We start from the raw sequence: 22,897 nt of genomic DNA, 5'->3' as shown, positions 1-22,897 counted from the left end.
ATGCGTCTGGTCCCGTGCAGCGCTCTTCGCATTGCGACGCACAGGACCAGATCAACTCATCCGATATCGGTCTAGGCGAGGTTAAAAGGCATCCGCCGCACCGGCTTGCCTGTCAGCCGCGAGATGGCGTTGGCGAATGCCGGGGCCAAAGGCGGCAGGCCCGGTTCGCCCATGCCTGTAGGGGCTTCGGCACTCGGCACGATGTGGACGTCGAACTCCGGCACGTCAGTGATCCTTGCCACCGTGTATTCGCTGAAGTTGCTTTGCTCCACAACACCGTCCTTGAGCGTGATTTCAGAGCCCGCAAGGCAGGCTGAAAGACCCATGATCGCCGCCCCCTGCACCTGTGCTTCCACTGTCCGGGGATTGACCGCCAGATTGCAGTGAACCCCGGCGGTGACGCGATGCAGCTTCGGCTGCCCATCGACGACGGAGGCTTCCACCACGTAGGCCACCACGGACGAAAAGGATTCATGCACGGCCACGCCCCAGGCCCTGCCTTCCGCCAAGGTCTTGGCTTCGTAGCCGCTTTTGTCCACGGCGAGCTGAAGCGCATCGCGATGACGAATGTGCTCCTCGCCAAACATCTTCATGCGGTAAGCGACCGGGTCCTGGTCGGTGGCTCGCGCTATATCGTCAAGCAAGGTCTCCATCACGAAAGCCGTATGGGTGGAGCCAACGCTGCGCCACCAGAGAACCGGCACGTTGACAACGGGATGATGCACCGTCAGGCGCATGGGAAGCGGGTAAGGGTTCCGCATGCCTTCGGTCGTGGCGGCATCGATACCGTTCTTCACCATGAACTGCTCGAACACGGTTCCCGTCAGTATGGACTGACCGACGATGGTATGATCCCAGGCGAGCACGTTACCCTGCTTGTCGAAGCCGATGCGGGCGCGATGAAGGTGAGTAGGGCGGTAGTAGCCGCCCTTCATATCGTCCTCGCGGCTCCAGAGCATGCGCACCGGTGCGTCGATCCCTGCCGCCCTGGCGGCCTTGGCTATCTGACAGGCTTCCATCGCCGTGTCGCTGCTGCTCGAGAAGCGTCGGCCAAAGCCCCCACCGGATGTCAGCACGTTTACCACGACCTGCTCCGGCTTGAGGACGAGCACGTTCGCGGCAACACCTGCATCGAGCCCGGCACTTTGGCTTCCCATCCATATTTCGGCACGATCGTCGGAAAGCCGAACCGTACAGTTCAGCGGCTCCATTGCCGCGTGAGCGAGGTACGGGAATATGAACTCGGCATCCAAGGTGAGCGGTGCTGTCTCCAGCGGTGCCATATCCGCGTCGAAATGGAGGGGGCCGGGTTTGGTGGCCATTTCGCGAAACTGGGTAAGCTGCTTTTCGCTATCGACCTTCTCAACGGCCGATGTGTCCCATTCTACCTTCAGGGCATCACGACCCTGGCTCGCCTGCCAGTATCCGTCGGCGATAACGGCCACGCCTTCGGCACCGCGGTCCAACGGAATCCGCAAAACAGCTCTCACGCCCTTTATCGAACGTGCTGCACTGTCATTCAGGGAGGCGATCTTCGCGCCGAACACCGGTGGGCGAGCGACCACGGCCGTCAATTGTCCCGGCAGCTTGAAATCGATGCCAAAACTCTGCTGGCCGCTGCTCTTGGCTTTCGCGTCGAGACGCTGAGTTGGCCTGCCGATAATGCGGAAATCCTTTGGATCTTTGAGAGCAATCTTTTGGGGCACCGGCAGGGACATGGCTGCCTCGGCGAGCTCTCCGTAACCGAGCTTGCGGCCATCGGAGGCGAGCACCGCGCCCGTCTCGGTCCGCAGGGTGGCAACCTCCACGTTCCAGCGGGCCGCACCAGCAGCAAGGAGCATGGCGCGGACGCGGGCACCGAGTTCGCGATACTGCGTAAAGCTGTTCTTGATCGTGTTCGAGCCGCCGGTGAGATGCATGCCGAAGAGCGGATCGACGTAGGCGGCGTCATTGGTGCCGAGCTGGCTGCGTACCAAGCTCCAGTCGGCATCGAGCTCTTCGGCCAGGATCATCGGCAATGCTGTCTGCACGCCCTGGCCGAACTCCAATCGATTGATCGTGACCGTCACTTCGCCATTCGGTGCGATCTGAACGAATGCAGAGGGTTGCTCGGTAGGCTTCAAACCGGCTTCAGCGGGGTCTGTGGACTGCGCGGCCGCCAGATGGGGGAAAACGCCGACGGCCAAACCGAGGGCTCCGGTCATCTTCAGGAAGCTTCGGCGCGGCATCGCCGGGACAATCGTGGAGCGTCCTCTTTCCAGCAGGTGCTGCAGGGCATGCGGCAGTTGGCTATAGTCCATGTTCGGGTTCGGCAACATACGGAGCGTCTCCTTTAGACGAGAGTGCTGGCAGCTTCGGCTATGGCCGCGCGGATACGGACGTAAGTTCCGCAACGGCAAATATTGCCTTCCATTGCAGCGTCGATCTCGTCAGCCGTCGGCTGCTTGCCCTTTGGCAGGGACGAGAGGAATGCCGTGGCGCTCATGATCTGACCGCTCTGACAGTAGCCGCATTGGGCCACGTCGTTCTTCACCCAAGCCGCGTGGACGGCGGCACCAACGCGGTCCGTGCCGTCGGTCATCTTTTCGATGGTGGTGATCTTCGCCCCCTCGGCCGCGGAAAGCGGTGTGCTGCAGGAGCGGACCGCCTCACCGTCGAGATGCACCGTGCATGCGCCGCAGAGCGCTGCGCCGCAACCGAATTTGGTGCCGGTCATGCCGAGCGTGTCGCGAAGGACCCAAAGGATGGGCATCTCCGGGTCGGCATCGACCTCGTGCTGGCTGCCGTTGATATTCAGTGTGATCATGGCTGGTCGATGCTCCTGTAGTTTCTACGGCTCTACTCCGCCGGAGGCTTGTCTGGTGGTCGGTAGAACCAGTCGTCACCAAGGAAAGCGTGGGCAGCAATTGCCGAAGCGAGCCTCAGAGATGAACATGGTGTCGTGGCCAAATGTCCGTTCTTCCTGGCGAAGATAGCCCGCCCTGCGGCAGCGGATTAGATTGCGCAAACTGCATGTGGTTAGAAATGCAGCTTCTAAATGCGAGGCGAACGTACGGACGATCACGGTCGGGACGACGTCACCCACACGGCGAGATTTCGGTCAACCAATGCCATGCCTGACCGGCCGGTCGCCCCTACTGGGATAGGGACTTCAGGTAGGCGATGATATTCTGCCGATCCTCAGGCCTGGGCACGCTCACAGTCATCGTGGTCATCGGCACGACATCGCGGGGCGCTGCGAGGAACCGATCCAATGTCCCCTCGTCCCACACCAGTCCAGATGCCTTCATAGCCGCCGAATAGCGAACGCCCTCCACAGTGCCTGCGGTACGCCCAACTATGCCGCCGAGGCCAGGTCCCACCTTCTTCTGGTCGGTGGTCGAATGACAGGCGGAACAGCGCTGAAACGCTTTCTGCCCCAGGGCTACATCTCCCTCTGCAGCGGCGGAGACTATTGTTGACAGAAGGACTAGAGCAGAGCTCGCAACAGAAACTATAATTCTTGTCACGCGTGTTCTCCCAGATGAGCAAGCTGTTGAAGGCCAAAACAATGACGAAGTTCCGCACGGTTGCACGTTGCTATCAGCGGTCGTTCATGGAAAGGGCCTGCGATCCCGCGACGAGCCGATACTGGCGTCGTTGGAGTTGACGCTCACACATGACCATACCTCGCCGGCTGACGGAGCATTAGGAGGCCTTATGTGCATGAGCTTAGAAACGGGATCTCTGAATGCGCGAGGAGACTGCATTCGTAGTTCGAATGGACGCAACGGACATTTTCTCCGACGTTTTCATGTTGCGAGAATATCAGAGCCCGGCCAACTTCATAAACTCGGGCGGATATCGCTCGCCTTTCTCATTGCCCCCAGCGCCAGGGTAGACACTTCAAAGCCTTCCTTTCCGAGTATGCGCTTGTCCATCGTGGTGCTCCGTGATCATAAGGATGTGCTGGCTGGCGCCGCGGTGCCGATCAGGACGTCGCGCTATAGTGTCGGTGACCTTTTCCAGCCACTCGACGGCCTTGCCTCCGAGCGATTCCGGGAGGGCGATATGCGTCATCGCCGTGGTCGGCCCAGCGCCGTGCCAATGCTTCTCGCCCGATTCGAACCACACGACATCGCCGGGCCGGATTTCCTCGACCGAACCGCCCTCGCGTTGGACACCACCGCATCGGGGCCGGAAGCGGACGGTCTGCTGCTCGGAGGCTCCACAAGCAAGTGGACCTGCAAGGCTTCGGATTGAGGTCCGCAATCGGGCCCAAAGCAAACTAACGGAAGCCGAAACTCAAGCTCCGCCGCGATGTCGAAGAGCGTCCACGACCACGGCCATGGCGGGCGACATCTGACGCCTGCTGGGATAGTAGAGGTGGTAGCCAGTGAAGGGCTGGCTCCAATCGTCCAGCACGGCCAGGAGCTTTTCCGCGGCGATATGGTCTTCGACAATATCCTCCGGGACGTAGGCAATTCCGTACCCGTTTAAGGCCGCGTCGATCTGGGCGATGGAAGAGTTGAAGCTGAGCTGGCCGTCCACCCTGACCCGCAGCTCTCGCCCGTCCTTCTCGAACTCCCAGGCGTAGAACCCGCCCCATGTCGCCTGGCGCATGTTGATGCAGACGTGCCCCACCAGATCCTGAGGCGTCTGGGGAGTACCCGTGTCCTGCAAGATATCCCGGCGAGGCGACGGCTCGGAGACGCCAGTCGGGTCCGATCCGCACGGCGATCATGTCCTTGTCGACGCTCTCGCCGAGCCGCACACCTGCGTCGAAGCGTTCCTCGACAATGTTGCGCATGCCGTTGTCGCTGTAGAGCTCCACCTTGATGTCAGGGTAGTCGGTAAGGACTTGACCTAGCTTTGGCCATACCGTCGTCTGCAGGGCGTGATCGGACAGCGTGAGCCGAACGGTACCCGACGGCTTCTCGCGGAAGGCGACGAGATCCGCCAGATCCGCTTCGATACCTTGGAAGCGCGGAGCAAGGGACCTGAACAGGCGTTCGCCTGCCTCCGTCGTGGCGACGCTGCGGGTGGTCCTCGTCAGGAGACGCACGCCAAGGCGCGCTTCCAACTGCTTGATGGTGTGGCTGAGCGTCGACTGCGACGTGCCGAGGGTCGCAGCGGCTTTGGTGAAGCTCCGCTCCTTCGCCACCTCGAGGAACCAGAGCAGGTCCTTCATATCCTCGCGCTGCATCGGCCGCCCCTGACTTATGTTGGATATCGATAAGTCCATGCGGATTGGCACGGATAGTCCGCAAAGTACGTGAGGACTATCTTCCCTGCAACGCTGGAAACGATCCACCAGGGACTGATGCATATGACGCTGACCTTTGACAATATCGACAGCAGACGCTCGGCATGGGGCGCCGTGTTCTCCATGACGTTGTGCGTGTTCGTGCTGATCGCGTCGGAGTTCATGCCGGTCAGCCTGCTGACGCCGATCGCTGCCGATCTCGGCGTTTCGGAAGGGAACACCGGCCAGGCGATTTCGATCTCGGGCATCTTCGCCGTCTTAACCAGCCTGTTCATCGCCACGCTCACCCGCCGCCTGGACCGCCGTATCCTCGTACTGGCCCTGACCGGACTGCTGATGCTGTCGGGCATCACAGTCACCTTCGCACCTTCGTACCCAGTCCTGATGCTGGGCCGCGCCTTGCTCGGCATCTCGATCGGCGGCTTCTGGTCGATGTCCACGGCGATCGTGATGCGTCTCGTGTCCCAGGACCAGGTACCGAAGGCGCTCGCCCTGCTCAACGCAGGCAACGCGATTGCGGCGACGATCTCCGCACCGCTCGGAAGTCTTCTCGGCTCCTACATCGGCTGGCGCGGCGCCTTCTTCCTCGTCGTGCCCGTGGGACTGCTTGCACTCGTATGGCAGTGGATCAGTCTGCCCGGCCTCCCGCCCCGGCGCGACGGAACGTCAGGAAGCATCTTCCGGCTTCTGGGACGTCCGCCCGTCGCACTGGGCATGGCGGCGATCCTGCTCCTCTTCATGGGACAGTTCGCGCTGTTCACCTATCTACGGCCATTCCTGGAGAAGGTGACCAACCTCGGCATCGAAACCCTTTCGCTCGTTCTTCTGATAATGGGCCTTGCCGGAGCGGTCGGCACGTGGGTTATCGGGCGGCTCCTGTCCCATCGCCTGTTCAGCATTCTCACGGTCATCCCATTGCTGATGGCCTGCATCGCCTTGGCCATGATCGCTCTGGGCGACATGAAGCTTCCCGTGTTCTTGTCGCTGGTCGGCTGGGGCTTTCTCGGAACGGCCGCGCCAGTCGGCTGGGGTACCTGGCTTAGCCGCGTTCTTCCCGATGATGCAGAGGCCGGCGGCGGGCTCCAGGTGGCCGTCATCCAGCTTGCGATCACGGCCGGGGCGTCGCTTGGCGGTCTCCTGTTCGATGTCGTCGGCTGGCAGTCCACCTTCACGCTCAGCGCGGCGCTGCTGTGCGGATCATCGCTGGCATCCCTTACCGCATGGCGTGTGACCAGGAAGTCGCGATGAGCATGCAGTTCAGAAACCCAACCCGACGCATCCTTCTCGCGACAGCTATTGCAGCCGCTGTCTTCCCCGGAGCCGTGTTCGGCCAGAGCGACCCCCACAATCAGGAGCGGACCAACGTGAGGATCAGGCTGACGTTCGCAAAGCATACGATGACCGCGACGCTCTACGACAACCCGTCGGCGCGCGATTTCGCTTCCATGCTTCCGCTGGACCTCAAGATCGACGACTTCGGATCAAACGAGAAGATCGCCTACCTTCCTCGTAAATTGACCGAGGAAGGCCACGGCCCGTTCACCAACGAGCGGCCGTACGACCTCTGCTACTACATGCCATGGGGCAATCTCGCGATGTTCTACGCCGACTACAAGTATCCGGGGCTCGTACGCCTCGGACGCTTCGACGACGGCTACGAGGCGCTGCATGTCCCAGGGCAATTCCCGCTGCGTATCGAACGCATTTAGTGACCCCCGCTTATATCGAAGGAGATCCACTCATGACCAAGAAGATCGATAATGCCGATACATTCAATGCCAGCCGGCGCAGTTTGATGAAGGCGACGGGCGTCGCTGTCGCTGCGATGAGCGTGATTCCGGCCGCAGCCGCGACACAGGCTCTCACCCAGACGGCCTCCTGGGACAAGGTGTTCCCGAAGAGCGACAAGGTTGATCACCAGAAGGTGTCGTTTAAGAACCGCTACGGCATCACGCTGGCAGGCGATCTCTACCTGCCGAAGGAGCGCGGAAATGCGCGGCTTGCGGCACTTGTCGTCGGCGGCCCCTTCGGCGCCGTGAAGGAGCAGTCTTCCGGACTCTACGCCCAGACGATGGCCGAGCGTGGCTTTGCGACGCTGGCCTTCGACGGATCCTATACCGGAGAAAGCGGCGGCGAGCCGCGCAACATTGCCTCGCCCGACATCAACACGGAGGACTTCAGCGCGGCGGTGGACTTCATCGGCCTCCAGGCCTTCGTCGACCGCGAGCGGATCGGCATGATCGGCATCTGCGGCTGGGGAGGCATGGCTCTGAATGCAGTCGCCGTGGACAAGCGGGTCAAGGCGGTCGTCGCCAGCACCATGTACGATATGACCCGCGTTATGTCGAAGGGGTACAACGACAGTGTGACGCTGGAACAGCGAACGCAGACGCTGGAGCAGTTGAGCCGGCAGCGTTGGGCGGACTTCGAGAAAGGAACGCCCGCATATCAGCCCCCTTACAACGAGCTCAAGGGCGGCGAAGCGCAGTTCCTGGTCGACTATCACGACTACTACATGACACCGCGTGGGTATCATCCGCGCGCGGTCAACTCCGGGAACGCCTGGTCGCAGACGACGCCGCTGTCGTTCATGAACATGCCGGTCCTGACCTACATCGCGGAGATCTCGCCGCGCCCCGTCCTGTTCATCCACGGTGAGAAGGCCCATTCGCGCTACTTCGCCGAAACGGCCTTCGCCGCCGCCGCAGAACCGAAGGAACTAATGATCATACCCGGTGTCAGCCACACGGACCTGTACGACCGGATGGACAAGATCCCCTTCGACCGAATCGCCGACTTCTTCGGACAGCATCTGGCATAGGCGGAGCTCGACTCGGAACCGACTGTCCGCGCTCTTTCTGCGTGGAGCTAGAGACCAAGCGACGCCGGGTCGCGCTCGACTCGACGTTGCTGACGTATATGAGAAGGAACCTAAAGATGAAGAACATCGCTGCATCCGTAGCCATCTCGGCGCTCGCTGCTATGGGAGTGGAGGCCCAGGAGGAACGCCGCCGTGTCGCCCCGCCGGCCGTCTATGACGTCGCGCCCGGTCTCGGCCACTTCACCGACGATGTCCTGTTCGGCGAAGTGTGGGAACGGAAGGAGCTCGCGCCGCGTGACCGCAGCCTGGTCACCGTCTCGGCGATCGTATCCACGGGCAAAACGGCGCAGATCGGTGCGCATGTCGGCCGCGCGCTGGACAACGGTGTGAAGCCGGAAGAGATCGGAGAGTTGATAACGCATCTCGCCTTCTATTCCGGCTGGCCGAACGCGATCTCGGCCGCCGAGGAAACGAAGAAAATCTTCGACGAGCGGAAGATCGCGCCGGTCCAGAGCAGCCAGGCTGCGCGCGTCGAATTGGAGGCCGCGGCTGAGGCTGCTCGCAGCCAGACCGTCACCACCTCGGTCTCACCAACGGCGGCGGCACTTGCCGACCTCACCAATCGCGTCCTGTTCGGCGATTTGTGGCAACGCCCGGATCTCTCGGCACGCGACCGCAGCCTGGTGACCATGTCGGCGCTGATCGCGCTCGGTCAGCCCGAGCAATTGCCGTTCCACGCCAATCGCGCGATGGACAACGGCCTGACCCAAAGCGAGGCGTCCGAAGTTCTGAGTCATGTCGCCTTCTACGCGGGCTGGCCCAGAGCAATGTCCGCCGTGCCCGTTCTCAAGCAGGCGTTCGAAAGCAGGAAAGGAATCCAGGTGACCTCTTCCCAGACAGACCTCAAAATCACCCCCGCAGGAAGCGGGGCGGCTTCGGCTCCCGAACAGTATTTTACGGGAAAGGTCGAGATCTCCGGCCTTTACCAGGCTGACGCCCCTGCACGTATCGGCGGCGCTACGGTATCTTTCGCGCCGGGTGCTCGTACTGCGTGGCATACCCACCCGCTCGGTCAGACACTATTCATCGTGAGCGGTCGTGGCTGGGTGCAGAAGGAAGGCGAACCGGTCCAGGAGGTTGGTCCGGGGGACGTCGTCTGGATTCCGCCTCACGTCCGGCACTGGCATGGAGCATCGCGTACGGGGCCGATGACGCACTTCGCCGTCGCGGAGGCTTTGCACGGAAGCTCGGTGACGTGGATGGAAAAGGTGTCGGACAAACACTATGACAAAACGGAGAAATAGCCCGAGCACGTGCCTGGGCGGGATCGTTGTATCCCGCCCAGTGAACAGCAGATAGCGTAGATGGGAATTCGCTCCGGCTGGCCTGGGATTTCGCATTCGGCGTGAGGAGCTTTGCTCAGGGTCCCCAGCCAATTGATGTGCAATGAGAAGTTGTATTCAGCGCCGGCAACTCAAGGCAGAGGGCCGGCGAAATGGAAATTAAGTAGCTGCTATCAGCGAATCCCACGTCGTATGCCATAAGGAGAAAATCGATCACGAAACCTGCAGTTGCGCCCGCCTGGAACACGGATTCTCACATCATTTCAAAGGCTTAGCGAGATTGCCTTTGAATTCCCTCTGTTTTTCCGTCGCGGGCGACCGTGGGTGCCATCTTTGTGCCCTGGCTCAGGGCCTCAGTCAGCCGGCGCGCGGAACGGAAATAATTTCCGCTCTTGGGGCCTAAAGCGGGCCTCGCACGTCAGGGTCCGAATCGGGTGGCAAGCGGAAGTCTAGCGTGAACGCGCGGAATAGTTGCTTGCTGACTTGAGCCGACATTAGGTTGCGCAAGCTGTGGCGGCTGATCTTGGCGTGACCGAGACCAACGTCGGCGCTCACGCACAGGGCCTGCTCCAGTGGGCAGCGGGCTCTACGCCAATAACGGGCGCTTTCCACGGAACCGCACGGCAATCGCTGACCAAAGCCTGCTAATCTTGGCCAGCGGAGAAATCTCTTTACGATTCGATCAGGATCACCAAGGACTCTGGTACCACCCCATCGAAGGCCATCGCATCCGCGGCTTCCTTGCTCTGCATAGCTTTCATCATGGCGTCCATGTCCGGAACGTCCATAAGAACGGCCACCCGAGTCGGATTTTGTGGATCTACAAATGTTCGTATGTTGGTCACGCCGAGCGGACCAAAAAGCTCTTTGCGCTTCGGCGAGTCGAGCCAGTGCTTAGTTCCCTTTGAGATGTTATGGTGGCCAATGACTGTCGGCATTGCATCCTCCCTATCGTAACGGCGAAGGCCGGCATCAGAGTGCCAAGATCCATCGCCGTCGAATAACCACGGAGCGCCGTTTTGGTTGGACTGTCAATTATTTCGTTAAGGGCGCGGAAGAACGATTCGGAGAGGGCGTTTCTTGCGGACGGTTCGACCTCAATGAACCAGGATCTCGGTCACGCGGCTGTGGCTATTGACATGTGACATGCGCAAACAGCCGGACAACAACTGCAAGGGCCCGCGTGGCAGATATCGGGATCCGGCGCGGGGGTCGGAAAGGGCAGTTGCGGGCGTAGGGCTGCCATTCATGACCCGGCGGGCCAAGGTCGTCTTCGGGTCGATTCCAGCCGCTAACCTTGAAATGCGCTGCGTCGACTTCTGGGCGCAAGCGAAAATAACTTCCGCGCAAAGCAGGTCCCCAGCCAGTATTTAATGCGCCCACAGATTGCGACGAACCACGATCGCCGCGAGCGCCGCAAAGGAAGGGCAACCAAATAGCTGAAAAAGCTGCAGAATTTTCTCGGGTACTTAGTTCCACAAGAAAGTAGCGCTACAGGCCCAGATTGCGCCTGCCTGGGGACTTTGGATTCTCACATGATTTCAATTGGTTAGCGAAATCGCCCTTGAAATCCCTCTATTTTCCCGTCGCGAGCGACCGTGGCTGCCACCTTTGTGCCCGGCTTTGGGCATCAGTCAACATAAGGTTGGGCGGCAATTATTTCCGCTGTCGACCCTGAAGCGCACCCTCCCGCGAAGCGGGTTCGTGCATGGTTTCGATGGCGGCCGTGCAAACGCAAAGCGGACGTCAGGGGGACGCCCCACCAAACGGCGGGTCTTCGGTTCGACTCCCTTCAAAGCAAAGAGGGATCAAGTCGCCTACCCAACTAACCGTCTGCAATGGGGCGAGCGAACACGCGTTGGCGGCAATGTGGGCCGCAAAGGCGAACAACGCGGCTTAGCCCGCCGGAGTGTGCCACAAGTATCCCAACCACGCCGCTCTCGTGCAAGACAGCGTGGGAGAGCTGGATACCAAGATGATTTTCAGACCGCAACTGGCGTGAGCCAGGGCTGATCCAACGCCATGGAACTGTCGACCACCGCGTCCACGAAGGCGACTCCCTTCAATCCGTCATAGGCAGTCGGAATGTCGCGCCCGATCGCAGACGGCTCGCGTCCTTCGCGATTGGCGCGGATCGCTTCGGCAAATCCTGCGTAGAGATTGGCGAATGCCTCAAGATAGCCTTCGGGATGGCCAGGCGGCGTCCTCGTCCGTGCCTTTGCTCCTTCGCTGAGATCGTCGGCCCCACGCTTGATCGTCTCCGTTCTGCCATTTAACCGGGCATGGACGAGTTCATTGGGCTGTTCCTGGAACCAAGTCAGCGACGCCTTTTCCCCGAAGACCCTGAGATTGACGCCGTTGGATGATCCGAGCGCCACTTGCGAAGACCAAAGAAGACCTCGAGCGCCGCCCTCGTAGCGCAGCATCACATGCGCATTGTCATCGAGGGCGCGTCCTGGAACGAAGGTGGCGAGATCGGCAGTCAAGGATTCAAGCTTCAGGCCCGAGACGAAGCCCGCGAGATGATAAGCGTGCGTGCCGATGTCGCCGATCGAACCACCGCGTCCGTTCTTCTTGGGATCGGTCCTCCAGGCGGCCTGGGCATTGCCCTCGGTCTCGATGGCCGTCGCCATCCATTCGAGCGGGTATTCCACCTGCACGGTCCGAATTTTGCCGAGTTGACCGGTCGCCACCATATGACGGGCCGCGTGCACCATTGGGTATCCGGAGTAGGTGTAGGTCACGCCCATGAACCTGCCGCTCTCGCGTACCAGTTTTTCGAGCGTGACGGCGTCTTCCAATGTCGCGGTCAGAGGTTTCTCGCAGATGACGTCGAAGCCGGCCTCAAGGAAAGCTTTGCTGATGGGAAAGTGGGTGAAGTTCGGCGTGCAGATCGCCACCGCGTCTATCTTGTCGTCGCGGGCAAGCTCGCCTTTGATCATTGCCTTGTAGTCGTCGTAAGACCGGGACGGATCAAGCCCTTCGCCGGTGGCAAAGGCGTGGCCGCGTGCGGCGTCGACATCGAAGGCACCGGCAACGAGCTGCCAGGCGCCATCCTGTCGGGCGGCGATGCGATGTATGTTGCCGATATAGGCTCCCTGGCCGCCACCGATCATGCCGAGCCGGAGCGGTCTCTTCATCGAAATATTGGATGTCATGTCAAACCTCAGTCAGTCCGAGCATCGCCCGGTTGGCAGCCTTGTTCGCGCCGGATTTCACGAAGTCGTCGAACGCGCGGTCGGCGACGCGGATAATGTGTTCGCGGATGAATTTCGCACCTTCCGCCGCGCCGTCTTCGGGATGCTTGATGAAGCATTCCCACTCCAGCGTGGCCCAGCCGTCGAAATCGTATGTCGCAAGCTTGGTGAACACCGCCCCGAAATCCACTTGGCCATCGCCGAGCGACCGGAACCGTCCGGCCCGCTTGGACCACGGCTGGAAACCACCGTATGCCCCTGTCTTGCCGTTGGGACGGAACTCCGCATCCTTGACGTGAAACATCTTGATGCGCTCATGGTAGTGGTCGATGAATTCGAGATAGTCCAACGCCTGCAGCACAAAGTGGCTGGGGTCGTATAGGATGTTGCACCGCGCGTGGTTGCCCACCCGCTCCAGGAACATTTCGAAGGTCAGCCCGTCATGCACATCTTCACAGGGATGAATCTCGAAGCACAGGTCGACACCGTGTTCGTCGAAATCATTCAAGATCGGAAGCCACCGTTTCGCAAGCTCATCGAAGGCTTCGTCCACCAGACCTTCCGGCCATTGCGGGTAGGGATAGAGATATGGCCAGAGAAGGCTGCCCGTGAAGCTGACGTGCCGATCAATGCCGAGATTGCGCGAGGCGCGCGCCGCAAACCGCATCTGTTCCTCGGCCCATGCCCTGCGGGCCGATGGATTGTTGTGAACCGCGGCGGGGGCGAAACTGTCCATGATCTTGTCGTGAGCCGGATGGACCGCGACGAGCTGCCCGGTGATGTGCGAGCCTAGTTCCGGCAATTCGAGACCGCGTTCTGCAAGGACGCCCTTGAGGTCGTCGCAGTAGGTCTTGCTTTCGGCCGCCATCTTCATATCGATAAGCCGCGTGTCCCATGTCGGAATCTGCACGCCTGCAAAGCCCCTGTCGGCAACCCAGCCTGCAAGGCTGGGAAGCGAATTGTACGGCGCGTCATCAGCCGCGAATTGGGCAAGGTATATTGCCGGTCCCTTCATCGTCTTCATTTTGGGTTCCTCAAGCAGAAAGGGCTATGGCCGGAGCCGGGGGACCACCATCGTAGGCTCCCCAGACCGATTGGTCGAAATGGACGACCGAGCCGGTCATCATGCCGGAGTCGTCCGAAGCGAGAAAGAGAACGGCGCGCGCGACTTCTTCGGGAGCCAGGATGCGCCCGAAGGGTTGGGCGGCGGCTGCCTTAGCGAGCCAGTCAGGTTCCGCGCCGTGGTATTCGCGTTGAACGCGGTCTTCGCCGTCCGACGCCATCCAGCCGATGTCGAGCTGGTTCACCCGTATCTGGTTCCGCATCAGTGCATAGCCGGAGTTGCGGGTCAGCGTCGCCAGCGCACCTTTGGAGGCGGAGTAGGGTGACAGGAACGGCTGCCCGGCCCGTTCCGATGTCGAACCGATGTTCACCATGCTGCCCTTGGTTCCGTCGCGGATCATCAGCCTGGCGGCCTCCTGCATCAGGAAGAAGGGCGCGCGCACATTGATTGCGAACATTCGGTCGAACAGGTCGGGCGAGGAATTCAGAAGATTTCCGCGGTCGGTCAGGCCGGCTGCGTTCACGAGGACGTCGACACGGCCATACTTGGCATCCGCGTGCGTCACGACAGATCGGCAATCATCCACATCCTCAAGATCGGCAGCCACAAAGGAAACCGGAACCCCGGTGTCCTCGGTAATCGAATGGGCAACGGCGTTGCCCTTGTCGCTGTTCCGGCCGCAGGTCACTATGCCAGCAGCACCCGCCTCGGCGAATAGTCGGGCGATCGCAGCCCCAAGCCCCTGGGTGCCGCCTGTCACCACGGCAATCTTTCCGTCGATCCGGTTCATGTCACACTCCCACCCGCTGTTTCCTGCGAATTTCCTCCTGGTGCACCCGTGCTTTCTGTACGGACTCCCGTTCCGACACTTCCGGCACGCCAACGTCCCAATCCGCGTCGCCAGGAACCCATGCATAGGCATCGGTCACAAGGGTGACGACGGTCGTGCGGTCGGTGGTCTGTGCCCATTCCATTGCGGACTTGAGGTCGGCTAGGCTTTCGCAGCGGCGGGCAAGAGCGCCCATCGATTCGGCGTGCTTGACGAAATCAACCGCGAAGGGTTCCTTGACCCGGCAATCCTTGATGAGGTTGTTGAAGCCCGGGACGCCCTTGAATTGCTGGAGCCGGTTGATAACGGCATATCCCCCGTTGTCGCAGACGACGACGATCATCTTGTGGCCTGTCAGCACAGTGGAATAGATGTCGGAGTTCATCATCATGTAGGTCCCGTCGCCGATCATGACGATGGGCGTGCCGTCGCCGTTCTTGGCCATGGCATGACCCCATCCTGCGGCGATCTCATAGCCCATGCAGCTAAAGCCGAACTCGCAATCGAAGGTGTTCGGGTTCTTGACGCGCCAGCCTTTGGTCACTTCGCCAGGTGTGCCGCCCGCGGCCGCGATCAGAGTGTCGTTGGGTTTTGCGGTCTCATTGACGATGGCAACGACCTGGGCGTATGTCGGAATAGGTCCGTTTGTAATTGCCTGATGCTGATCGAGAAGCTTGTTCCAATCAGCGAACAACGACTTGGCCTTCGCCATGCGATCGACATCGGCCTTCCAATCGCCCAGCGCTGCATCAAGTTCGGTCATTGTTTCCAGGGCATCGCCCACCACGGCCACGGCGCGATGCTTGATGGCGTCGTAGCGAGCGGTGTTGATCGAGATGAATTTTGCGTCCCGATCGAACGCGGTCCACGAACCGGTCGTGAAATCCTGTAGTCGGGTGCCGATCGCGAGCACGACGTCGGCGTCCTGGGCAAGTGCGTTTGCGGAGGTTGAGCCGATGATGCCAATCGGTCCGGCATGCGCGGGATGGTCATGTGTGACTGCGCCTTTGCCGGCAATCGTCTCTACAATCGGAATACCACGCTTGACGGCAAATTCCGCTACCGTCTCTTCGGCCAACGAGTAACGCACACCGCCGCCAGAGATAATGAGCGGTCTCTCTGCGGATTTCAGAAGGGTGACAGCTTCAGCCAGTTTGGCCCGGTCTGGCCGCGGGCGCGGAACCGACCACGTCGTCGGCTCGAAGAACGCCAGGGGATAGTTGAACGCGACTTCCTGTGCGTCCTGGGCGAGGCCGAGGAATGCGGGGCCGCAATCCGCCGGGTCGAGCATTGCTGCGATCGCTTGGGGAACGGACGACACAATCTGTTCGGGCAGGACAATGCGGTCCCAGTAACGGGTAACCGCCTTGAAAGCATCGTTGACGGTCACCGTGGGATCGTTGAAGTGCTCGACCTGCTGCATCACCGGGTCCGGAATCCGGTTGGCGAAAACGTCGCCGGCGAGAAGCAATACGGGCAAACGGTTGGCATGGGCTGTTCCGGCGGCGGTGACCATGTTGGCGGCACCGGGTCCGATGGACGTCGCTGCGACCATCAATTGGCGACGGCGCTTGGCCTTGGCAAACGCCACTGCGGCAAGCGCCATCGACTGCTCGTTTTGGCCTCGCCAGGTCGGCAATTTGTCTTGAACGGCCTCAAGCGCTTCCGATAGGCAAGTGACGTTGCCGTGTCCGAAGATGCCGAATACGCCCGCGAAAAGCGGCACGCGTTCGCCGCCTATCTCAGTGAATTGATTGCATAAATAGCGCACAAGCGCCTGCGCCATCGTCAAGCGCACGGTCTCGCGGGTCATCTCGTCTCCTCCCATGGATCATGTTTACCGAAGGCTACGAAATATTTATTGACAATGCAATACTTTCGCAACAAACATTGCAGAAAATGAACTGGGAGGGTTCCTGATGCTAAAAATAGCCGTTCTCGGATGCGGTCGAATTGGCCGGATGCATGCCGAGAACATCGCCGCGCATCCACGCGCCAGCCTCGCTGGTGTATTCGATGTTCATCGTCCGGCGGCTGATGAGATAGGTTCGAAATTGGGCGCAAAGGTCTTCGATTCGGCGGAAGCCGTCTTCGCCAGCACGGATGTCGAAGCGGTGCTGATTGCCACGTCCACACCGACGCATGCGGATTTCCTCGAGCAGGCGGTCGCATCCGGAAAGCCGGTGCTTTGCGAGAAGCCGATCGACCTCAGCCTGGAACGGGTCAACGCATGCGCAAAGGTTATCGGCGGGACGAAGGTCCCGATCATGCTGGGGTTCGTCAGAAGGTTCGACCCCGGACACCGGGCGGCACGAGACGCCATTCGGTCCGGTCAAATCGGCCAATTGCATCAGGTGGTCATCACCTCCCGTGATCCGGGAATGCCTCCGGTTGCCTATGCCGAGGCGTCCGGCGGTATTTTCCGTGACATGACCATCCATGATTTCGACATGGCGCGCTTCATCCTCGACGACGAAGTCACCGAGGTTTTCGCGACAGGCAGCCGCCTGATCGATCCGGTGCTGATGGCACGGCTTGGCGACTACGACACGGTTACGGTGGTCCTGAAAACGGCGTCGGGCAAGCAGTGCATCATCAACAATTCCCGGCAGGCGGCCTACGGATACGACCAGCGGGTCGAAGCACTGGGCACCACGGGGATGGTGGTTTCGGAGAACCGCCGCCAGAACATGACGACCCTGCACCGTGCGGACTTCACCGGCAGCGGTGCGCCTCTCCTCAACTTCTTCATCGACAGGTACGCCGAGGCCTTCATGGCCGAGATCGGCGCTTTCGTCGATGCCATCGAGAGCGGCAAGTCACCTGAAGTCGGCTTCGAGGACGGTCGCCTGGCGCTTGTGCTCGCCGAGGCGGCTATCAGGTCGGGTGCAGAAGGCCGCTCAGTTAAAACCAGCGAAATCGGGTGATCCATGTATCAGAACTACGGACTTTTCATCGACGGCAGATGGCTCGGCGCGTCCGACAACGCGACGACGGACGTTCTAAGCCCGGTCACAGAACAGGTGCTTGGGGCAGTCCCACGGGCTAGCCTTTCAGATACGCAAAGCGCTCTTGCCGCCGCCGGCAAGGGCTTTACAAAATGGCGCTCGACAAGCGCGTTCGCGCGAGCGGACGCCATGCATCGCATTGCGGACGAAATGATCCGCCGCACCGACGAAGCCAAGCGGATGATTTCCCTGGAGACGGGCAAACCGATCGCGCAGTCCGAACGCGAGTGGATACTGTCGATCGACCAGTTCAGGTGGTTTGCCGAAGAGGCCCGGCGAATATACGGGCGGATCATCGAATCGCGCGTGCCGAATGGACGTTTCGAGGTGACCCGGGAGCCTGTCGGAATCGTCGGGGCCTTCACCGCATGGAATTTCCCTGCGGCGCTTGTCGCGCGAAAGGCTGCCCCCGCGCTTGCAGCAGGTTGCTCCGTTATCATCCGCCCCTCCAGCCAGACGCCCGGCGTCGCAATGGTGATGGTGGATTGCATGCGGGCCGGAAACCTGCCGGACGGAGCCGTCAACCTGGTGGTCGGCCCGACCGCGACGACCTATACGCCGATCATGGCCGACAAGGCGGTTCGAAAGGTGTCATTGACCGGGTCGACACGTGTCGGTCAGCAGATGATCCGCGATGCCGCGGATACGGTCAAAAAGGTGTCGATGGAGCTCGGCGGCAACGCGCCCCTGATCGTCTACGACGATGCCGATCTTGAACTCGCGCTCAACGTTTCGGTTCCGACGAAGTTCGCCAATGCGGGCCAGGTCTGCGTCACGCCCGATCGGTTCTTCGTCCACGAGCGGCTGCACGACCAGTTTGTCGACGGGTTCGTTTCACGGACGAAGGCCCTCAAATTGGGCGACGGCCTCGATCCTTCGATCCAGATGGGGCCACTGATCAACGCCGGAAGGCTCTCCGAGATCGAGTCCATTGTCACTGATGCCCTCAAGTCGGGAGCGACTTTGGCCGCTGGCGGCGAACGGGCGCCGGAGTTCAACGCGGGCCATTTCTACAAGCCAACCGTTTTGACCGACGTGACGGACGACATGAAGGTCTTTGCTGAGGAGAATTTCGGACCGATCGCCGCGATCACTAGGTTCTCCGAGGAAGACGAAGTATTGGCTCGCGCCAACGCTTCGGAGATGGGTCTCTCCGCCTACGCGTTTACCCGCTCGCCGGACCGTGCACGGCGAACGGTTGCTGCACTCAAGGCCGGCATGGTCGGGATCAACAGTTTCGCGCTCGCGGCCTCCGAAGCGCCCTTTGGTGGAACCAACCATTCAGGGATGGGCAGGGAAGGCGGCATCGAAGGCATCAGCGACTATCTGGACACCAAACTCGCCCAGATCGTGTTTTGAGGAGGTCGACGATGTTGAAGAACAAACTCAAACAGATCTGGGCGGAAGGTCGCCCCTCCATCAACGGCTGGTTGTCCATCGGCAATGCATTCACAGCCGAAATCATGGCCGCGCAAGGCTATGACTCGGTATCGATCGACGTTCAGCATGGGGCCTTGGACTACGGCTCCGTGCTGCCGATGTTCCAGGCCATGCGCGCCTCGGGCGTCGTTCCTATGGCGAGGGTGCCATGGCTGGAGCCGGGCATCATCATGAAAGTGCTCGACGCCGGAGCATACGGCGTCATCTGCCCGATGGTGAACACGGCTGAACAAGCGGCCGAGTTCGTCAGCTACATGCGGTATCCCCCGCATGGCCAGCGCAGTTTTGGACCGACACGGGTGAGTTTCGCCGCCGGCGCGAATTATGCCGGGGAGGCCAATGACGAAATCCTGGCATTTGCCATGATCGAGACCAAGCAGGCGATGGCAAATCTCGATGCGATCGCCGCGACACCCGGCCTCGATGGGATTTATGTCGGGCCGGCCGATCTGACTTTCAGTCTGATGGACGGCACGCTTGCGCCTGGCTTCGACCGCGAGGAGCCGGAAATGATCGAAGCCCTCCGACGAATTGTCGCGGCGTGCAAGTCGAACGGCATTCGGGCTGCACTACATTGTGGCACGGCCGATTATGCAGTCAGGGCGATCGGCTGGGGTTTCGATATGACGACAGTTTCCGGCGATTCGCGTCTGCTTGCTGCCGCGGCGGCGGCAAGCGTCGGGCGGTTCCGCGAACTCGTTGGCCAGGCTACGGGAAAAAGCGAGAGAGGGGCATATTGATGACGCACATTCTTGTCGCTGGAAAACTCCATCCGTCTGGGGTCGCGCTGTTGAACAGCGTGCCGGGTGTCACTTTCGATTATGTCGAGGAAGTTTCCGAGCCGTCATACGCGCCGCTGATCGGCAAGGCAGATGCGCTGGTATTGCGAACACAGCCGCTCTCCGCCGCGACCGTCGCCAATGCCGATCGGCTCAAGGTCGTCTCGCGGCACGGGGTCGGCTACGATGCAGTCCACCTGCCTTCCCTCAACGAACGGGGCATCGCTCTCACCATTGTTGGCGATGTCAATTCGGTGTCGGTTGCCGAACACGCCATGATGCTTATTCTTGCGGCATCGAAGCGGGTGCTGCGGGGTGACCGTGCCGTTCGGCGACCTGCCGAATGGGGATGGCGCAACAGGCTGGAGGCGGAGGAGATTTCCGGCAAGAACCTGTTGATTATCGGCTATGGCCGGATCGGCCGCCATCTCGCGCGGATGGCAGGTGGATTTGGTATGGAGATCAAGGCTTTCGACCCTTATCTGAAAACACAAGGGTGGCCCAACGGACCAGTTGAAGCGGTGGACAGCCTTTTGGCGGGCCTTTCTTGGGCGGATTTCGTTTCCGTCAACATTCCCAAGGCCGATCGCCCGATCATCGGGGCCACCGAGTTCGCAGCGATGAAACGCGGGTCAATCCTGGTCAACACGGCGCGTGGCGGGGTGGTCGAAGAAGCAGCGCTCATGGACGCACTGCAGTCCGGGCAGATTGGCGCGGCGGGACTTGATGTCTTCGACGACGAGCCGCCGGCTGAGGATAGCCCGCTACTCGGCTTTGATCAGGTTGTGCTTTCGCCTCATATCGCGGGATTGACGAGAGAGTGCGGGGAGCGAATGGCAGTAGCGTCAGTTCAGAACGTGCTGGATTTCTTCGCGGGAAGCATTGACCCAAAACTGGTCGTTAATGGTGGCAACGGTATCGGCAGCTAGCCCTGCCTCCCAACCATAAACCCTGTTCAGGATGCACTGTCGGAGGCGATGGGCTGTGCATCTGTGCATTTGGAAGTTTTGCAACAAATATTGCGTATGTTACATTCTGCCACATTGTATTGCATTTTTCCTTTGACTCATTGAGTTTTGCAGAATAGATATTTGCGCAATGAACATTGCAAAATGGAGTTGCGCGGTGTTCAGGCCGGGGGCTGACGCGGGAGGCGTCTCCTGCAGCACCCCGCGGCTATGGGAGACTACTGTTCCACGGGAGGTATAAATGGAACGCCTGATCACCACACTTTTAGCCACAACAGTCATTGGCGCCGCGTCACTGTCCGCGGCCGTCGCAGAGGAGAAATCGAAGGTTTTCTTTCTTCTCCCAAACGAAACGACGATCCGGTTCGAGAGCCGTGACGCTCCGTTCTTTATCGACGCCATGAAGCAGAAAGCACCGAATGTCGAAGTCGTGGTGCAGAATGCCCAAGGCGATCCGGCCAAGCAGCAGTCGCAGGTCGAAGACGCGATTGCGCAAGGCGCAAAGGTCATCCTTCTGACATCCGCGGACGCCAATCTTGCAGCCGGCGAATTGGCCGCAGCGGAAAAGGCGGGCGTTCCCGTTGTCCTTTATGACCACGATGCCGTTGGCGGCAAGGCGGACGCCCACGTCGTTTTCGATTCCCTCGCAGTTGGCAGGGAACAGGGCAAACGCGCCGCGGAACTGATCAACGCGATGTCGAAAAGCCCCGTCAAGGTGGCCCGCGTCAAGGGCAACCAGGGAGAATACGGCACGACGCAGTACGAAGCCGGCCAGAACGAATTCCTTCAGCCGCTGATCGACTCGGGCAAGGTGCAGGTTGTCTGCGAGCAGTACACCCAGAACTGGGATCCGGTCCTCGCACAGAGCTTCGCCGAGGACTGCCTCACGAAAAATGGCGGCGACGTTGACGTGTTCATCGGGATGAATGACGGTACGACCGGCGGCTCCGTGGCAGCCCTGATCTCGCAAGGGTTCAAGCCGGGTGACAAGCTGGTGACCGGAGGTCAGGATGCGACAGTTGAGGCCCTGCGTTACGTCGCCCAGGGTTGGCAGGACAATTCGGTCCTGAAAGACCTGAAGGTGCAGGCGAACTACGCCGCCGACGTCGTCGTTTCCATCGTCGATGGCAAGGGCGTGCCTAAGGACCTCGTCAACGGCAAAGTCAACAATACGTTCATGGACGTGCCTGCAGTGTTCCTGCCCGTTTCCAACATCACCAAGGACAATCTCGGGGACGTTGTGAAGGCCGGCGTCTGGACCTGGGCGGAAATCTGCAAGGGCATCGAGACTAGCGAAGTCTGCAAGCAGAACATGTAGTCATCGGTTGGCTTTGGGAGCGGCGAAGGCCGCTCCCTCTATTTTCGAACGCGATTGGGAGGAGGTCATCATGACCGTAACGATCGATGCTCTTTCAGAGGCAAGAGCAGCGCGGACGACGTCGTCGGTGCCGCTGATCTCGATGCGCAACATACAAAAGTCCTTCGGTTCGGTGCATGCACTTCGTGGAGCATCGGTGGAAGTACATGCAGGCGAGATCGTTGCGCTTGTCGGCGACAACGGGGCGGGAAAGTCGACGCTTGTCAAAGTCATGGCGGGAGTGCACCCCGCGGACTCGGGTGACTATGAGATCGAGGGCAAGCCTGTCCATATCCGCACCCCGTCCGATGCGACGGCTTACGGGATCGCCACGGTTTACCAGGACCTTGCGCTTTGCAACAATCTCGACGCTGTCCAGAACCTGTTCCTCGGCCGCGAATTGACGGGGTCCGGCATTTTCGGCAGACGTATAAGACGTGCAGAATGCGAAGTGAGGGCACGCGAGGTGATGACCCGTATGCGCCTCGGAAATCTGTCGCTCACCCGCCCCGTCGGGGCGATGTCCGGCGGTCAGCGTCAGAACATCGCCATCGCGCGTTCGATTCTCTGGAAGCCCAAAGTCGTCATCCTCGATGAACCGACGGCGGCCTTGAGCCACTCCGCTGCGCAACAGGTCGCCGATCTCATCCGCAGCCTTGCCGACGACGGACTGGGTGTGGTGGTCGTCAGTCACGACATCCATCATTTCGTGGTGAACTCGACCGACAGGATCGAGGTCATGCGTCTCGGCGCGAACGCTGCCAGTTTCCGCTCCAGGGACGTGACCGGCGAAATGGTCGTAAACGCAATGGTCGGCGGCAACGAAGGCGTAAACCTCGCAGGCTGA

18 protein-coding genes and 2 pseudogenes are annotated in these 22,897 nt (G+C 60.6%); 10 read left to right on the top strand and 10 right to left on the bottom strand.

The window, feature by feature from the left end:
- Positions 1 to 71: 71 nt before the first annotated feature.
- From ACZ9DP_RS31415 to ACZ9DP_RS31395, 5 genes and pseudogenes are all read right to left on the bottom strand, one after another.
- Entirely contained in the window at positions 72 to 2,318 is a 2,247-nt protein-coding gene (locus ACZ9DP_RS31415; RefSeq protein WP_476204617.1) for a xanthine dehydrogenase family protein molybdopterin-binding subunit, read from the bottom strand.
- 14 nt (positions 2,319 to 2,332) lie between these two features.
- Positions 2,333 to 2,806, bottom strand: coding sequence for a (2Fe-2S)-binding protein (locus tag ACZ9DP_RS31410; protein ID WP_476204616.1), 474 nt, complete (start codon positions 2,804 to 2,806; stop codon positions 2,333 to 2,335).
- A 328-nt stretch (positions 2,807 to 3,134) separates the two neighbouring features.
- A complete protein-coding gene (locus ACZ9DP_RS31405; RefSeq protein ID WP_476204615.1) occupies positions 3,135 to 3,509 on the bottom strand; it encodes a c-type cytochrome in 375 nt (124 codons plus the stop codon).
- Between the two features lie 481 nt (positions 3,510 to 3,990).
- Positions 3,991 to 4,167, bottom strand: a pseudogene (locus ACZ9DP_RS31400) (cupin domain-containing protein); the annotation flags it as partial.
- A 117-nt stretch (positions 4,168 to 4,284) separates the two neighbouring features.
- Positions 4,285 to 5,185: pseudogene (locus ACZ9DP_RS31395) on the bottom strand (LysR family transcriptional regulator).
- Between the two features lie 123 nt (positions 5,186 to 5,308).
- Between ACZ9DP_RS31395 and ACZ9DP_RS31390 the strand changes: the two are divergent.
- From ACZ9DP_RS31390 to ACZ9DP_RS31375, 4 genes are all read left to right on the top strand, one after another.
- Positions 5,309 to 6,493, top strand: coding sequence for an MFS transporter (locus ACZ9DP_RS31390; RefSeq protein ID WP_476204614.1), 1,185 nt, complete (start codon positions 5,309 to 5,311; stop codon positions 6,491 to 6,493).
- Positions 6,490 to 6,954, top strand: coding sequence for a cyclophilin-like fold protein (locus ACZ9DP_RS31385; RefSeq protein WP_476204613.1), 465 nt, complete (start codon positions 6,490 to 6,492; stop codon positions 6,952 to 6,954). Before ACZ9DP_RS31390 ends, ACZ9DP_RS31385 begins: the two co-directional genes overlap by 4 nt.
- Before the next feature lie 32 nt (positions 6,955 to 6,986).
- Positions 6,987 to 8,066, top strand: coding sequence for an alpha/beta hydrolase (locus tag ACZ9DP_RS31380; protein ID WP_476204612.1), 1,080 nt, complete (start codon positions 6,987 to 6,989; stop codon positions 8,064 to 8,066).
- Positions 8,067 to 8,182: 116 nt separating this feature from the next.
- Complete coding sequence (locus ACZ9DP_RS31375; RefSeq protein WP_476204611.1) at positions 8,183 to 9,370, top strand: (R)-mandelonitrile lyase; 1,188 nt, start codon at positions 8,183 to 8,185, stop codon at positions 9,368 to 9,370.
- A gap of 710 nt (positions 9,371 to 10,080) precedes the next feature.
- On the opposite strand, the gene ACZ9DP_RS31370 is transcribed toward ACZ9DP_RS31375, so the two are convergent.
- The 5 genes from ACZ9DP_RS31370 to iolD form a co-directional block, all read right to left on the bottom strand.
- Positions 10,081 to 10,347 carry a hypothetical protein gene (locus ACZ9DP_RS31370; protein ID WP_476204609.1) on the bottom strand — a complete coding sequence of 89 codons (267 nt, stop codon included), beginning with the start codon at positions 10,345 to 10,347 and terminating at the stop codon, positions 10,081 to 10,083.
- A 1,044-nt stretch (positions 10,348 to 11,391) separates the two neighbouring features.
- Positions 11,392 to 12,525, bottom strand: a complete 1,134-nt coding sequence (locus ACZ9DP_RS31365) for a Gfo/Idh/MocA family protein (protein ID WP_476205510.1) — start codon at positions 12,523 to 12,525, stop codon at positions 11,392 to 11,394.
- Between the two features lie 43 nt (positions 12,526 to 12,568).
- On the bottom strand, positions 12,569 to 13,630 hold the full coding sequence (locus ACZ9DP_RS31360) for a sugar phosphate isomerase/epimerase family protein (protein WP_476204608.1): 1,062 nt from the start codon (positions 13,628 to 13,630) through the stop codon (positions 12,569 to 12,571).
- A 10-nt stretch (positions 13,631 to 13,640) separates the two neighbouring features.
- Positions 13,641 to 14,459: an SDR family oxidoreductase gene (locus ACZ9DP_RS31355; protein ID WP_476204607.1), complete on the bottom strand. Its 819-nt coding sequence runs from the start codon at positions 14,457 to 14,459 to the stop codon at positions 13,641 to 13,643.
- A 1-nt stretch (position 14,460) separates the two neighbouring features.
- A complete protein-coding gene (gene iolD, locus ACZ9DP_RS31350) occupies positions 14,461 to 16,311 on the bottom strand; it encodes a 3D-(3,5/4)-trihydroxycyclohexane-1,2-dione acylhydrolase (decyclizing) (RefSeq protein WP_476204606.1) in 1,851 nt (616 codons plus the stop codon).
- A gap of 103 nt (positions 16,312 to 16,414) precedes the next feature.
- Here iolD and iolG point away from each other — a divergent pair, with 103 nt between their 5' ends.
- From iolG to ACZ9DP_RS31320, 6 genes are all read left to right on the top strand, one after another.
- On the top strand, positions 16,415 to 17,425 hold the full coding sequence (gene iolG, locus ACZ9DP_RS31345; protein WP_476205509.1) for an inositol 2-dehydrogenase: 1,011 nt from the start codon (positions 16,415 to 16,417) through the stop codon (positions 17,423 to 17,425).
- Between the two features lie 3 nt (positions 17,426 to 17,428).
- On the top strand, positions 17,429 to 18,865 hold the full coding sequence (locus ACZ9DP_RS31340; RefSeq protein WP_476204605.1) for an NAD-dependent succinate-semialdehyde dehydrogenase: 1,437 nt from the start codon (positions 17,429 to 17,431) through the stop codon (positions 18,863 to 18,865).
- A gap of 11 nt (positions 18,866 to 18,876) precedes the next feature.
- On the top strand, positions 18,877 to 19,686 hold the full coding sequence (locus ACZ9DP_RS31335; protein WP_476204604.1) for an HpcH/HpaI aldolase family protein: 810 nt from the start codon (positions 18,877 to 18,879) through the stop codon (positions 19,684 to 19,686).
- Entirely contained in the window at positions 19,686 to 20,654 is a 969-nt protein-coding gene (locus tag ACZ9DP_RS31330) for a hydroxyacid dehydrogenase (RefSeq protein WP_476204603.1), read from the top strand. Before ACZ9DP_RS31335 ends, ACZ9DP_RS31330 begins: the two co-directional genes overlap by 1 nt.
- Before the next feature lie 280 nt (positions 20,655 to 20,934).
- Positions 20,935 to 22,011 carry an ABC transporter substrate-binding protein gene (locus tag ACZ9DP_RS31325; protein ID WP_476204602.1) on the top strand — a complete coding sequence of 359 codons (1,077 nt, stop codon included), beginning with the start codon at positions 20,935 to 20,937 and terminating at the stop codon, positions 22,009 to 22,011.
- A gap of 70 nt (positions 22,012 to 22,081) precedes the next feature.
- Positions 22,082 to 22,897 carry an ATP-binding cassette domain-containing protein gene (locus ACZ9DP_RS31320; protein ID WP_476204601.1) on the top strand — a complete coding sequence of 272 codons (816 nt, stop codon included), beginning with the start codon at positions 22,082 to 22,084 and terminating at the stop codon, positions 22,895 to 22,897.

The organism is Rhizobium sp. USDA 4016, assembly GCF_056279705.1.
Note: the sequence above shows the minus strand (reverse complement) of the source record. Positions and strands in the feature narration are given on the sequence as shown.